We start from the raw sequence: 12,388 nt of genomic DNA, 5'->3' as shown, positions 1-12,388 counted from the left end.
GCAAACGCCGGAAGCTGACAGCTTAAATTGCAATGAGTCCCTGGATACAAAATACATTGATCGTACTGGCCGCATTTATAGGCATGGAATGTGTAGCGTGGCTTGCACATAAATACTTGATGCACGGCGCATTGTGGTTTTTGCACCACGATCATCACCAGCGTGATGACGGTGATTTTTTCGAGAAAAATGATTATTTCTTTGCCATTTTCGCCACGCCCGGCATCTTATGCATTTTGTTTGGTGTGAATCAAGGATTTAATTTCTTTTTCTGGATCGGACTGGGCATTACGCTTTATGGGTTTACGTATTTTTTGGTGCATGATATCTTTATCCATCAGCGCTTTAAGATGTTCCGAAATACAGAATCGGTTTATCTGAAAGCAATCCGCCGCGCCCATAAAATGCACCATAAGCATCTTGGAAAGCATCAGGGTGAATGTTTTGGTATGCTTTGGGTGCCATTGAAATATTTCAGAGATGCAAAAAACACGGCATCCAAATGAATTTCCTGTATCTGCTCGTCGATCTTGGAGCGATTGCCGTTCCGTTGATTTTTTCTTTTCATCCCAAAATCCAGCTTTACAAAAGGTGGCATCTGCTGTGGCCGGCCATCATGCTGTCACTAGTCCCTTTTGTGATCTGGGACAGCTATTTTACTAAAATTGGCGTTTGGGGCTTTACACCGAAATACCTGGTCGGCACTTACCTTTTTGGGCTTCCCATTGAAGAAATTCTCTTTTTCATCTGCATTCCCTACGCCTGTCTTTTCACGTATTATTGCTTTCGGATCTATTTTGGAACAGATTACAAAATCAAGAATGAAAACCTGATTACGGCCATTTTTGTGTGCTTCACATTTGCGTTAGGCATAACTTATTTTGATCGATACTATACTTCCTGGACGGCAGTTGGTCTCGTGGGATTTTTACTATTCCTTAAATTTATCGCGAAACCGCGCTGGCTTAGCCTGTTCTATTTTTCGCACATGTTTTTACTGGTCCCTTTCTTCATCGTAAACGGCATTTTGACGGGATCGGGGCTGGATGAACCTGTTGTTTGGTATAATAGTGCAGAAATCATTGGTCTCAGGATCTTTACAATCCCATTTGAAGACATTTTTTACGGAATGTTGATGCTGCTCCTGAACACGTTCATATTTGAATATCTGCTTTCCAAATATCCGGTTCCGGAAAAAGAAAAGTTAGAACCGGTCTCCGTGCGTTAAGGAAACGAGTTTGTTCAAGGCTCCTGGAAATTTATTCAAAGTTCTGAGCGCCAGATCAGTAGTATTTCTTTTCCCGAACAGTCCCTGCAAATAATAGCCAGCCGTTATGCGCCGCGCGAATGCGTGGTTCCAGGCTTTTTGATAATGAGCCGAAACTTCGTCTATACTTTGCTTTTGCTCAAAATAGCGGATCAGTTCGGTCGCCAGCATTTTTGAAGCGCGGATACCCATACTCATGCCATTTCCGCACAGGGGCGTAATGGAACCAGCGGCGTCGCCAAGGAGAAAAACGCCGTCTGTCTGTGTTTGTTTTTTGGAAAAATGAATGTTGCTAATTACTAATGGGGCTTTGTTAATAAATTCAGCCTCAGTGAAGTACGATTTGAGAAATGGATTTTTGTGCAGCACATTTGCCTCCATGGCCTTGATATCCTTTCCATTATCCTGCAAATTCCGGGACGTGGTCAAATAACACAGACAATGCCAATCCTGATCCACTTTTGAAATTCCGCAATAGCCATCTTTAAAGTTGTGCAGCTCGATGCGGTTTGGTGCCAGATCGGTTTTAATGTGATATTTTACACCAATATAGTTACCGCTTTCATTCACAGTCTCAGCCGGATTTCGCGCCAGGAACTGCGGGGTATATTTCCCGTAACTCCCGCAAAGGATGCTCACATTATAATCCCCAAGCGCGGATTTAACTATAAAACCTTCATTACCAAGATCTTCCATTCCATTTACCCGGCAATGTTCGAGGATCACAACTCCCTTAGCTATCGCAATGCGTGAGAGCGCATGATCCAGGCTGAACCTGCTGATCCCAAAACCGCCCATTTGCAGGTTATGTTCGAGCATAAAACCCTTTTCCGAGCTGATCCCGAGCTTGTTAATGATAGGCAGATTGAGCTGGTCAAGGTTCAAGCCAAGACTTTTGATAAAATCCCAGCTTTCCATGGAAATGTATTCGCCGCAAACTTTATGAAACGGGTATTGATTTTTTTCAAATAAGACAACCGAAACACCCCTGTCCGCAAGCTGGATAGCCAGGCACAGGCCGGCGAGGCCGCCTCCAATAATGCCGCAATCGTACTTTTTAACCTGCGTTTCCATAAACGATCACTTCATGCCTGAATGCCCATTTGTTGCGCACTGAATAATTAACTGCACCCGCTTTGTTGAGAATGGATAACCATTCGGTCTTTTTAAACCCACGTAAAACGGACAACGGAGCATCATTTTTAACCAGATAAGATTTAGAAAAGAGCTTAGTGAGCCATTTGATGGCATAATAAGCCAAAGGATTTCTTTCAAGATCATTAACAATCAGAACAGACTTATTTTCCAGCGCAAAACGCACAAGCTCAATGAGTTGATTTTCTGATAAATGATGGCAAAACAGGCAGGCGTGAATAATGTCGACCTGTTTTAAATGGTTGAAAATGTGCCGGTAATCATCACAAATCAGCTTAACCGGTGCGGTTTTGAGATTTTCCTTTGCATAGGCAATGCATACGGGCTTAATGTCGACGCCGTATAAGTCGAGCTTATATCCTGCCTTTTTATTCCAATGGTCAATGCGTTTCAATGTATCACCGCCACCGCAACCAATATCCACGAGAATGTGGGATTTTACGGGCTTAATAACCTTTTTTAGCGCATTAAAAGAAATGTTATATCCGCCCAGCCAATGGTTAATGAAATCAAGTTCTCTTAAATTCAGAAAAAGATCCGTTGAGGGAATCTCTTCCTGATCAAGCAGTTCCTTTTCATGGCTGCGGAATTTAAACATAACGCAGCTGCATCGTTTCAATGCTCAATCCGGGTCCGAATGCTGCTGCAAAGATCCGGTTGCCCATATTTTCCGCCTTCGCCTTTTCAAGGACTTCCTTTAAAACAAACAAAACGGTTGGCGACGACATGTTTCCGTAATTTTTGAGCACATTATAAGTTGCTGCCAAATGGCACCTATCAAGCTCCAAAGCAGCCGCGAAATCGTCCACAATGCGTTTTCCGCCCGGATGAACGGCCCAATGCTTGAACGCTTCCGCAGTAAGTCCGATCCTGGCCATCATTGGTTTTATATTTTTCCGGATCAGGTCAGGCACATATGAAGACAAGTTCATGATAAACCCGGTTTCCGATAATTGCCACGCCATATCGTCGTATCCGTTGTGCAGGATCAAAGAGTTAAATGCGTCAATTTCAACGTTATGGGCATAATGTGATCCCGGCTCAGCAGTCACCAGAACTGCCGCCGCGCCATCTCCGAAAATGAGGTTTGAAAGCAGGTAATCATCATTATATCGCTTTTGGAAATGTAATGTGCATAGTTCTGTGCAAACGATCAGCACTTTGGCGCCGGGCTGGCTTCTGCAAATCGCATCGGCATTTTTGAGCGCAATAATCGCTGCATTACAGCCCATAAAATTCACGCTGCTCCGTTGTATGGCAGGGTTTAGATCCAGTTCCCGCATAAGCTCCACATCAAGCCCTGGCGCGAAAAGGCCCGTGCATGTGACCGTTATCAGATGCGTTAATGTATTCTTGAACTCAGCAAAACCTTGAAGTTTCTCAATAGCGCTTCTTGACAATCTCGTGGCATGCTGCTGATAGAGCTGCATGCGCTGTGTCAATGTCGGTTCGGGAAGTAATGTGGCCGTTTTGTTGAAGAACTGATAATCTTCCGGATCTTTATCAAAGTCTGCGATCACAGAATAACGATTTTCTATGCCCGTTTTTCCTGCTACGATCTTGATCTTTCTCTGATTGGTAATGTCATCGGTTGATTTCATATAGAATGAAGTCAACGTTTCCTGCGGGTAACAATGTTCGGGAACGGCTGTCTCAATAGCAGATATATAACTCAAAGGGATTCTGTTAATTACAATTAAAATAATGAAACAACTGTTCATGCAGACGGCGGCTATCCAGTTCATCCGCATGGTATTCTTAAAATTCGCCTCGCTCCTATCCTTCCAGACCAGGTAAAACCAGTAGCAGAAATAAGCCACAATTGGCATAAAGAACACCTGGATAATGTAAAAAACCATTCCAAGGCCTTTCGATGTAAAGTACAAATAATAAAACACATTGCACAGCAAAAACATCAGCGCCGTAAACAGAAATGTGCCCCTGTAACCGAGCTTGTAACTTAATGTCACCACGCCGTCTTTCAGGTCCTGCTGGTGCTGGTAAACCTGCGTAAGCGGATAGGCGCCGGCAATCTGAAAAGAACAGGCCAAAAGGACATAAATATGCTCCCTACTCAACTTCAACGCACCTTCTGAAATACCCGCAATGGACATATAATAGGTAAAAGCGCCCTGAAAAATCACAACGGTCAGAAAGCCGATCACCGGATATTTCTTCAACCGGATTTGCCGTGAACTATAAGCCCGCGACGCAGCAATGTAAAGCAAGAGGCAAAAAGCAAACAATGTATTTACGAACGAGAACGCCAAAACGAACGCGGTAAAATCCAGAAATATGGTAAGATAAAACAGCCCGGCCGTGGGCATAGGAGGCTTTTCCAGTCCGCCAATGCTGTCTTCATCCCGGTCTACGTAACTGTTATAACCATTACTGGCAGGATAAATCAGCAAATGAATGATTAAAAAAGCGAGAAGCGCGTGGTGATGCATAACCGTATCTGCCTGACTGTAAGCAAGTAGAAACAACGGCATCAGAAAAAAAGAAAAAGGAATTCGCAGAAGTTTAATTGTATTGCCATCGATGCCCATGGCCTAATTTAAGAAGAAAATTGATTCGCGAAAACGGAAGTTGATTGAAGCTTTTTGGTGGTTAACTAATGTTTCTCAATTCACGTTAGTCAAAATATATGCTTTCAATGAATTATACACATTATATTACTCAGTAAATTGAATTTCATAACGGTCATTGTTTTGGAAACCGTTAGAGGATAATAACAATTAGTCAGAAAAATAAAGATCATGCAAGCACAAAGTAAAGCACCGTCCACCCTTATGGTGGTATTGGCTTTTGCCACCGTTTACATCGTATGGGGATCCACTTATTTCTTTATTCAACGCGCGTTGGAAGGTTTTCCACCCTTTTTCCTGGGCGCATTCCGCTTCCTTACCGCCGGACTTATTATGCTGGCATGGAGTCTTTTGCAGGGTGAAAATGTATTTTCTGCCAAAGCGATCAAGCCTGCGATCATTACCGGACTTTTACTGCTTTTTATTGGAAACGGGGTTGTAATCTGGGTCGAACAATTCCTCCCCAGCGCCATGGTCGCCATCATGATTTCTTCTTCTCCCCTCTGGTTTATCGTGCTCGACAAACCGAAATGGTCTGAAAACCTCAGCAACAAATCGACGATTGTAGGGCTTTTGATCGGTTTCGCAGGTGTTGTGCTGTTGTTCAGTGAAAAAATCATGATATCGATGTCATCAATGAACAGCTCGCGCGATTTGTTTGCGATGGCGCTGGTCGTTTTTGGCTCTATGGCGTGGGCCGGCGGCTCATTGTTTTCCAAATATAAATCCGGCACAGACTCGGCAACTGTAAATTCCACGTGGCAAATGCTGGCCGCAGGCTTTGCTTTCCTTCCGGGCAGTATTATTGCCGGTGAACTGGACACGCTAAACCTGGCAACCATTCCTTTGGAAGCCTGGCTATCAGCGATATACTTAATCATTTTTGGATCAATAGCCGGTTTTGGTGCATATGTCTGGCTCTTGAAAGTCCAGCCTGCCACCAAGGTCAGCACCTATGCGTATGTCAATCCTGTCGTTGCCGTTCTTTTGGGCGTATTTTTTGCCAAAGAATCTATTTCCGTGCTGCAAATCGTCGGACTGGTCATCATCCTTGGCAGCGTACTTTTGATTAACCTTCGTAACTATCGCAAGCCCAAACCGATCGCGTCGGCGGTTTAACCAAGTCCGGTATAATGCGTTGCGCTTAAATCGCGAATCTGAGAGAAGGGATATGAACTTATGTTTTTAACATAATGAGGCTTCCGTAATCTGTTCGACCTCTGAAATGTCCTTGTTTCTTTTGATCAGGCTTAATATTCTCTCAAAATCAATGAGCTGTGAAGCTTCGAACGCGATGACGCCTACGAATACTCGTCCTTTGCTGATAAAATTGAGGTGTTTGATCCTGGCGCCGTTGAACGATTCTACAATCGATGTGATCTTGTGAAGGCTTACTGCACTTCTGTAAATGATTTTGAGGAAAAAGATTTTGCTCATTTTAATGTAGTTTTTTCTGGCTAATAGTTCTGAAACGAAAGTTTCAATGCGTTAATTCATAATGAAAGCGCGACTGGCTATTACGCGAAACGGGATCAGCATTATAAATGCTCACAATAGCCTGCACAATGTGATCGATCTCGTCGAATGTGTTGAACTTACTGAATGACAAACGGACATTTTCCTTATCCTTTTGACAGGGAAGCGCGCTGATCACATGCGAGCTGCCCTGGCTCGAACAAGCGCTGCCACCGGAAACTGCAATACCCAGACTATCAAGGCTTTTTACCAGACTTCCCGCAGCCAGGCAGGGAAATGACACATTCAAAATATTCACCAGGCTGTTTTCAAGCGAGTGACTTTCGCCGTTATAACAGATACCCTCTATGCCGCTGATCGCAAGTTTTGAAACCGTATATTGCTTCAATTTGCAAACTGTGCTATGGTTGCTGTCCAGGTCGCGATAAGCCACTTCCAGCGCTTTTGCCAGTCCTACTATGCCCGTAACATTCTCTGTTCCACCGCGCTGGCCCTTTTCCTGGCCGCCGCCAAAAATCTGCGCTTTAATGCGTTGTTTTTTATTAATGTAAATAAATCCGACTCCTTTTGGTCCGTGGAACTTGTGGGCGGAACCCACCAGAAAATCGATAGGCGTCTGGGTCAGGTCGATCCATTGCTTCCCGATTGTCTGGGTGGTGTCCGTAAAAAAAATAGAATCATAACGTTGAGCAAGTTTACTGATCGCCTGGATATCCGTCAGATTTCCAATTTCATTATTGCCATGCATCAGACAAATCAATGTCTGCGGGTTGGCCCTCAAAAGATTTTCAAGATGGTAAAGGTCAACATTGCCGCGCTCGTCCAGCTTCACAAAGCTTGTTTCGATATCGCCTGTTTTTTCGTGTTGCAGAATGGTTTGCAAAACGGCCTTATGCTCGATTTTGCTCGTCACAACATGGTTAATGTCATATGTTTCAATGGCTCCGGAGATTGCAAGGTTGATGGCCTCCGTTGCGCCGGACGTGAAATAAATTTCTTCCGCAGATGCATTTAAAACGCTCGCAACCGTTTTCCGGGCATCATCAACGGCATCTTTGACTTTCCGTCCGGCCCAATGGGTCGAAGAGGGATTGCCAAAGCTGGCGGTAAAAAATGGGAGGATTGCTTCAATCACTTCCGGATCCAGTGCAGTTGTTGCGGCATTATCGCAGTAAATTTCCATGTTGATCTTAGTGTTTAATTTTTATTAGTTCGTCGATTTCAAATACCGTAACCTGCCTGATTAATCGCCACAATTCCGCCAAACGGGAATTGTAACGAACATTCATGGGCAAGCCTTTGGCTTTCATTAACTCGATTTTACTCTGTTTACTCCGGTGGTTGGATTCTCAGATTTATCATTAGAATTAGGTTGGGGCACCTTAAAAAGTCATAGGTTGCCAGAAGATCATAGAGCCTAACCTCTCCCTTCCTTCTTTATAAATCTACTAATTCGATAGACAAAGATTGAATAAAGATTTTAAGAATGCAAGCGGGAGGAAAGAATTTTGTTTTGAGATAAGATTTATCCCCATTTTTTCTTTCAATTCTATCTCTTATCGCGCTCATCACTCTGCTCGCTCATCACTCTGCTCGCTCATCGCTCCCATCCCTCTCCTGTCTCAGCGCGCTCCTCTCATCGCGCTCGTCTCATCGCTCGCCTCCTCGGAATGAATTCCGAGGTTATGATAAAAGATCCCCTGATGGGGATTTGCTATTGGGATGTTGGGATAAAATATCGCTCTGGCTAAAAATCCCTGTCAAGGGATGCAGATATTCTGGCCCAGGATTTTAATCCTGGGAATTAAAGATTCAGGATGCAATCCTGGGAATGATTCATCTTGGAAATTCAGGGCCTGGCTTCGGGATAGCCCTTCTGCAAGAGCATGGCCAGTTCATTTACTGTGATAATGTACGTGCTTTCTTTTGCCAGGTTTTTGAATTCGTTGGGGTCTGTTTGGTGGTCGTATAATTCGACCCCAGCCTTCCCTCCGTCCCATTCTGTATAACGGAAGCGTTCGGTTCTTACGCTCCGGCCGAAGATTTGGTTGCGGCGGACTTGCGTATATGCAGCTTTGTCCCAGATCGCATCCGGGTTTTTCAGCAGCGGTGTGAGGCTTTTGCCACCTAGTTTCTGTGGAGGAGTAAGGCCGCAGAGTTCTGCTAATGTTGGGTAAATATCCAATAACTCTACCGTTCTGCCGGAAGCGCCGCCCTTTGTTCCGCCCGGCACAGATATGATTAAAGGAACGTGGGCTGAATTTTCAAAAAGGCTCTGCTTCATCCACTGACCATGCTGGCCAACATTATACCCGTGATCACTCCACAAAACAATGATCGTTTTGTTGGTCAGTTTCAACCGGTCGAGTTCGTCCAGGACCCTTCCAACTTGCGCATCCATGAATGAAACTGTTGCATAGTAAGCGCGTAAAGCCTCTTTTCGTTGCGCCACGGACAGGCCCCAATGCGCAGGTTTGGTAAAAAGCGCAGCTTCGGGAATGTCGTCAAGGTCATTTTTAACTTCTTTGGGAAGCGGAATGGATGCCAGTGGATATTGGTCAAAATATTTCTTTGGCGCTACATATGGTGAGTGCGGGCGATAAAAACCGACCGCCAGAAAAAACGGCTCGTTCTTTTTTTCTTTTAATAATTTAATGGCCTCACTCGCCACCATTCCATCGGTCTGCTCTTCGTCCGTTCCCGCACTCGCATGCCAGGCCAAGGCACTTCCCAAGCCGCGGTCCGGGGTCAGGTTTTTGACTAAGGATTCTTCGGTTTTGTCGCGCCCTTTTGGATTAATTTTATGGTTCCAGGAGATAGGATCATCCAGTCCATCCGTGCCGATCTGCCCGGGAACGCCATAATGGTAGATTTTTCCAACACGAGCACTGTAATAATCGTTGTTCTTGAACAGTTGCGACAATGTGACCACGTTCGGCAAAGTCTTTCGGAAGTGTGTTTGTAATTCGTAAATCTGGGTAACATCCGGCCTTTGGCCGGTTAGCAGCGACGAGCGGCTCGGGCTGCACAGCGGGAATTGAGTGTAAGCCTTGTCAAACTTTACTCCGCGTCGCGCGAGGCGGTCAATGTTGGGTGTTTTGACGAATTTGTTTCCATAGCAGCCCAAATCGGTGTTTAAATCATCAACAGCAATAAAAAGGACATTTAACTTTTTCACTGCCCTACCTTTTTCATCTTCCGCAGAATAACTTTTTTGAACAATGATCCCAGAAAATGAGCAGACAAGCAATGCAGAAACCAAGTATCTTCTTATCATCAGTTAAATGTTTATTCCTTCCCCTCTGTCACTGCCGGGGCATCAATTCCGCAAAATCAAGACAAGCTACCAAATGATCTTCAAGCCATCCAAAGCATATTTCCGAATGTTCTCATCATCACTGATCAGCGTATATTTATGACAAAGTGCTTGCCAAATCAGCATCCTATCGAATGGGTCTTTGTGGTAGGATGCAATAAGTTGATGAAAACTGCTGGTTTCCTTGGCATTCAAATTTAAAATATCGAATCCGGCCCTTTCGCATATTTCAGGCATCAATGAGGGACTCGTGTCGCCTATTCGAAGTTTCCCCGTATTCACTTTGATAGATATTTCCCAAAAGCTTACCGAGCTTACCAATATTTTGTTATCAGTCCTGGATACAATTTCCCTGACGCGATCAGTTAGCTTCTCAGTTTCAAAAAATGCCCAAAGTAAGATGTGTGTATCTAATAGATAAGTCATATTCCAAATTCGTCGTCCGTGGTTGTTTGGAAGTCATCGCTCATAAAAAATTCTCCTTTGCCCTGGAGAATTCCTAACTTCCTTGGCTCTCTATGTACATCATTTGGAACGAGAAAGGCCTTCACTTCCTTCTTTCTTCCAAAAGTAATCCCAATCTTTTCGCCCTTCTCGACATCTTTTAAAACCTGAGAGAAATGGGTTTTAAATTCTCCGACAGTCATGGTCTTCATAATTGATCTTTTTAATCAAATATAAATCTATTTTGTCAAGTTGTCAAGTTGAGGAGAATGAATATATTATGGGTAAATATAACCTATTCCACCTTCTTCGTCAAAGCATTCAACTCCGCTTCGGTAGGTGTTGTTGAGGGGATTCCTTCTTTTGGGATTTGGGCTTTGGCAGTCCAGGCGATGGCATTCAGGACTATTTTTCGGAAATTATCGTTGCCCCAATTTTTGTGCATATGTCCGCCGGAGAATCCAAATCCCCGACCGCCATCCGGCCTTTCCAATGCCCAGGCAACGGGTTGAAGTTCTTTTTTTGTCAGTACTGCTTCGCGTACAGCCGGATTGTTTGAATGCGTTCCGTCTTTTCCTTTCAATGTAGATTCCGGCGGTAATGCTTGTAAAATAGGTGTGATGTTTTTCATTCCGTCCGCAAAGCGCATGTGATAATACCACTCGTCGGTAATGGAAAACGGCTTCACGCCATTTGCAATCGGATGATCGGGAAAACGGGAAAAAGCAGCTTCCCAAACCGGGTTTACAGACCAATTTATCTCAAAATACCCTCCTATCCAGTCTTTAAAATAATTTCCCACTTTTCCTTCCGGCACTTCCAGCGAGAAATGCAGCATCACCAGCCCGACCCCTTTTTTAGCCAACCGGTCCATTTCGCCCAAATGTGGCATCAGCAAATGATCTCCCCCGCCGTCCGCATAAATCACAATCGCATCGGCATCATTCAAAACAGAACTGTCTTTTGGCCAGCCATTCTGCACCAAGACCGCATTTGCCCCGGGCAAACCTTCCCTGATTGATTTCAAAAGCAACGTACTTCCGCCGTGATGTTCATGCTCGCCTTTTCCATGGCTGTCGGGCCCGGCGATGAATACAATTTTTTGAGCAAAGACATTACCGCTCAAAAAAGCCAGTAAAAGTGTGAAATTTAGTATCCGCTTCATCCTCGTCTATGGTCGGTTATGAATTGAACTGGTAAAAAATCACTTCAATGTAATCGTATAATTCCCGTCATCCCCTTTTTCAGGTAACGACATTTCGAGGCCTTCGCCCTTATTTACACGTAGATAATTTTCAGCAGCGAGAATAGCTTCATTCTCAGACGACGCGTTGGATACAGACAACTTCACTCCTGACTTTACAGCTCCCGAAGGATCTAAATTTTTGATATTTGGCATAATGTTCTATGTTTTTAATGATGCGTGTAAATTCCCGTACCAGCAAGATTGCCGTACAAAAAAACAGCCCACCGATTGGCGGGCTGTTTTTTATTTCAAAACCTATACATATTCTCAGCTATTATTTCTGAGGAGTTGCTGGTCTTGAAGTGCTGCTACCTGGAACTGTTGATGACGATGATGGCGTGGTAGTACTTCCCGGCACTGTTGATGATGGGATAGTTGTACCCTGCGGAACAGTTGAAGGTTGTGTCGTATTGTTAGGAATGCTCGACGCTGGCACATTGCTGTTAGGCGTTGTGTTGGATGATGGTTGCGTTGTGCTTCCTGGAATAGTTGAAGATGGCTGAGTTGTTGATGAACCCGGCACAGTGCTCGATGGCTGCGTAGTTCTGTCAGGCACAGTTCCTGGTGGAACTGATGCTGGCCTTGTTGTAGAACTTGGGGTTGTAGTCGATGGCTGTGTAGTCGTCGTCGAACCTGGCTGCGTTGTTGAGCGCGGCTGTGTCGTTGAACCCGGCTGGCTCGATCCCGGTAAAGTTGATGGCTGCACCGTGCTTCCAGGAACTGTTCTAGGTTGTGTTGATGAGCTGCCCGGCGTAGTCGACGGCTGCGTTGTACTTGATGGAGTGCTGCTTGACGGTGAACTGCTTGATGGCGTCGAAGTTTGGGCAAACACTGCGGTTGATCCTAATAATGCGATTGCTAGTATGTTTAACTTTATAGCTTTCATAACATTTGGT

At 44.6% G+C, this 12,388-nt stretch carries 14 protein-coding genes and 1 riboswitch; of the genes, 3 read left to right on the top strand and 11 right to left on the bottom strand.

The window, feature by feature from the left end; genetic code table 11:
- Positions 1 to 32 precede the first annotated feature (32 nt).
- Positions 33 to 506, top strand: coding sequence for a sterol desaturase family protein (locus tag L0659_RS12290; protein WP_235126330.1), 474 nt, complete (start codon positions 33 to 35; stop codon positions 504 to 506).
- Complete coding sequence (locus L0659_RS12285; RefSeq protein WP_235126329.1) at positions 503 to 1,228, top strand: lycopene cyclase domain-containing protein; 726 nt, start codon at positions 503 to 505, stop codon at positions 1,226 to 1,228. Before L0659_RS12290 ends, L0659_RS12285 begins: the two co-directional genes overlap by 4 nt.
- Here the strand turns inward: L0659_RS12285 and L0659_RS12280 are convergent.
- From L0659_RS12280 to L0659_RS12270, 3 genes are read right to left on the bottom strand one after another with little or no spacing between them, the layout of a single operon-like run.
- Positions 1,205 to 2,341, bottom strand: a complete 1,137-nt coding sequence (locus L0659_RS12280) for an NAD(P)/FAD-dependent oxidoreductase (protein WP_235126328.1) — start codon at positions 2,339 to 2,341, stop codon at positions 1,205 to 1,207. The two genes, L0659_RS12285 and L0659_RS12280, sit on opposite strands and share 24 nt — an antisense overlap.
- Positions 2,325 to 3,020: a methyltransferase domain-containing protein gene (locus L0659_RS12275; protein WP_235126327.1), complete on the bottom strand. Its 696-nt coding sequence runs from the start codon at positions 3,018 to 3,020 to the stop codon at positions 2,325 to 2,327. Before L0659_RS12275 ends, L0659_RS12280 begins: the two co-directional genes overlap by 17 nt.
- On the bottom strand, positions 3,013 to 4,914 hold the full coding sequence (locus tag L0659_RS12270) for a UbiA family prenyltransferase (RefSeq protein WP_235126326.1): 1,902 nt from the start codon (positions 4,912 to 4,914) through the stop codon (positions 3,013 to 3,015). Before L0659_RS12270 ends, L0659_RS12275 begins: the two co-directional genes overlap by 8 nt.
- A 267-nt stretch (positions 4,915 to 5,181) precedes the next feature.
- Here L0659_RS12270 and L0659_RS12265 point away from each other — a divergent pair, with 267 nt between their 5' ends.
- Entirely contained in the window at positions 5,182 to 6,129 is a 948-nt protein-coding gene (locus tag L0659_RS12265; protein ID WP_235126324.1) for an EamA family transporter, read from the top strand.
- Positions 6,130 to 6,195: 66 nt separating this feature from the next.
- Here L0659_RS12265 and L0659_RS12260 read toward each other — a convergent pair whose 3' ends face one another.
- The 8 genes from L0659_RS12260 to L0659_RS12225 form a co-directional block, all read right to left on the bottom strand.
- Positions 6,196 to 6,447 carry a hypothetical protein gene (locus tag L0659_RS12260; protein ID WP_235126322.1) on the bottom strand — a complete coding sequence of 84 codons (252 nt, stop codon included), beginning with the start codon at positions 6,445 to 6,447 and terminating at the stop codon, positions 6,196 to 6,198.
- 43 nt (positions 6,448 to 6,490) lie between these two features.
- A complete protein-coding gene (locus tag L0659_RS12255) occupies positions 6,491 to 7,669 on the bottom strand; it encodes a cysteine desulfurase family protein (protein ID WP_235126321.1) in 1,179 nt (392 codons plus the stop codon).
- 169 nt (positions 7,670 to 7,838) lie between these two features.
- A riboswitch (SAM riboswitch) is annotated at positions 7,839 to 7,932 on the bottom strand.
- 403 nt (positions 7,933 to 8,335) lie between these two features.
- Positions 8,336 to 9,763 carry a sulfatase gene (locus L0659_RS12250; RefSeq protein ID WP_235126320.1) on the bottom strand — a complete coding sequence of 476 codons (1,428 nt, stop codon included), beginning with the start codon at positions 9,761 to 9,763 and terminating at the stop codon, positions 8,336 to 8,338.
- Between the two features lie 66 nt (positions 9,764 to 9,829).
- Positions 9,830 to 10,228 (bottom strand): type II toxin-antitoxin system VapC family toxin, encoded by a 399-nt coding sequence (locus tag L0659_RS12245; RefSeq protein ID WP_235126319.1) that lies wholly within the window; start codon positions 10,226 to 10,228, stop codon positions 9,830 to 9,832.
- The gene (locus L0659_RS12240) at positions 10,225 to 10,458 is read right to left on the bottom strand and encodes a type II toxin-antitoxin system Phd/YefM family antitoxin (protein ID WP_235126318.1); all 234 of its coding nucleotides are present in this window, start codon (positions 10,456 to 10,458) and stop codon (positions 10,225 to 10,227) included. The genes L0659_RS12245 and L0659_RS12240 overlap by 4 nt, the downstream gene beginning before the upstream one ends.
- 83 nt (positions 10,459 to 10,541) lie before the next feature.
- On the bottom strand, positions 10,542 to 11,411 hold the full coding sequence (locus L0659_RS12235) for a ThuA domain-containing protein (protein ID WP_235126317.1): 870 nt from the start codon (positions 11,409 to 11,411) through the stop codon (positions 10,542 to 10,544).
- 39 nt (positions 11,412 to 11,450) lie between these two features.
- Complete coding sequence (locus L0659_RS12230; protein WP_235126316.1) at positions 11,451 to 11,645, bottom strand: hypothetical protein; 195 nt, start codon at positions 11,643 to 11,645, stop codon at positions 11,451 to 11,453.
- A gap of 121 nt (positions 11,646 to 11,766) precedes the next feature.
- Positions 11,767 to 12,378, bottom strand: coding sequence for a hypothetical protein (locus tag L0659_RS12225; RefSeq protein ID WP_235126314.1), 612 nt, complete (start codon positions 12,376 to 12,378; stop codon positions 11,767 to 11,769).
- Positions 12,379 to 12,388 lie beyond the last annotated feature (10 nt).

Source organism: Dyadobacter sp. CY347 (assembly GCF_021502655.1).
Classification (GTDB): Bacteria; Bacteroidota; Bacteroidia; order Cytophagales; family Spirosomataceae; genus Dyadobacter.
This window is presented reverse-complemented; position numbering and strand designations above follow the sequence as displayed.

What these genes read in the sequence shown, in the direction of transcription:
- L0659_RS12280 (WP_235126328.1), bottom strand. Translation starts at nt 2,341, where the DNA reads ATGGAAACGCAGGTTAAAAAGTACGATTGCGGCATTATTGGAGGCGGC.
- L0659_RS12260 (WP_235126322.1), bottom strand. Translation starts at nt 6,447, where the DNA reads ATGAGCAAAATCTTTTTCCTCAAAATCATTTACAGAAGTGCAGTAAGC.
- L0659_RS12235 (WP_235126317.1), bottom strand. Translation starts at nt 11,411, where the DNA reads ATGAAGCGGATACTAAATTTCACACTTTTACTGGCTTTTTTGAGCGGT.
- L0659_RS12250 (WP_235126320.1), bottom strand. Translation starts at nt 9,763, where the DNA reads ATGATAAGAAGATACTTGGTTTCTGCATTGCTTGTCTGCTCATTTTCT.
- L0659_RS12225 (WP_235126314.1), bottom strand. Translation starts at nt 12,378, where the DNA reads ATGAAAGCTATAAAGTTAAACATACTAGCAATCGCATTATTAGGATCA.
- L0659_RS12255 (WP_235126321.1), bottom strand. Translation starts at nt 7,669, where the DNA reads ATGGAAATTTACTGCGATAATGCCGCAACAACTGCACTGGATCCGGAA.
- L0659_RS12265 (WP_235126324.1), top strand. Translation starts at nt 5,182, where the DNA reads ATGCAAGCACAAAGTAAAGCACCGTCCACCCTTATGGTGGTATTGGCT.
- L0659_RS12240 (WP_235126318.1), bottom strand. Translation starts at nt 10,458, where the DNA reads ATGAAGACCATGACTGTCGGAGAATTTAAAACCCATTTCTCTCAGGTT.
- L0659_RS12245 (WP_235126319.1), bottom strand. Translation starts at nt 10,228, where the DNA reads ATGACTTATCTATTAGATACACACATCTTACTTTGGGCATTTTTTGAA.
- L0659_RS12230 (WP_235126316.1), bottom strand. Translation starts at nt 11,645, where the DNA reads ATGCCAAATATCAAAAATTTAGATCCTTCGGGAGCTGTAAAGTCAGGA.
- L0659_RS12275 (WP_235126327.1), bottom strand. Translation starts at nt 3,020, where the DNA reads ATGTTTAAATTCCGCAGCCATGAAAAGGAACTGCTTGATCAGGAAGAG.
- L0659_RS12285 (WP_235126329.1), top strand. Translation starts at nt 503, where the DNA reads ATGAATTTCCTGTATCTGCTCGTCGATCTTGGAGCGATTGCCGTTCCG.
- L0659_RS12270 (WP_235126326.1), bottom strand. Translation starts at nt 4,914, where the DNA reads ATGCCGTTGTTTCTACTTGCTTACAGTCAGGCAGATACGGTTATGCAT.
- L0659_RS12290 (WP_235126330.1), top strand. Translation starts at nt 33, where the DNA reads ATGAGTCCCTGGATACAAAATACATTGATCGTACTGGCCGCATTTATA.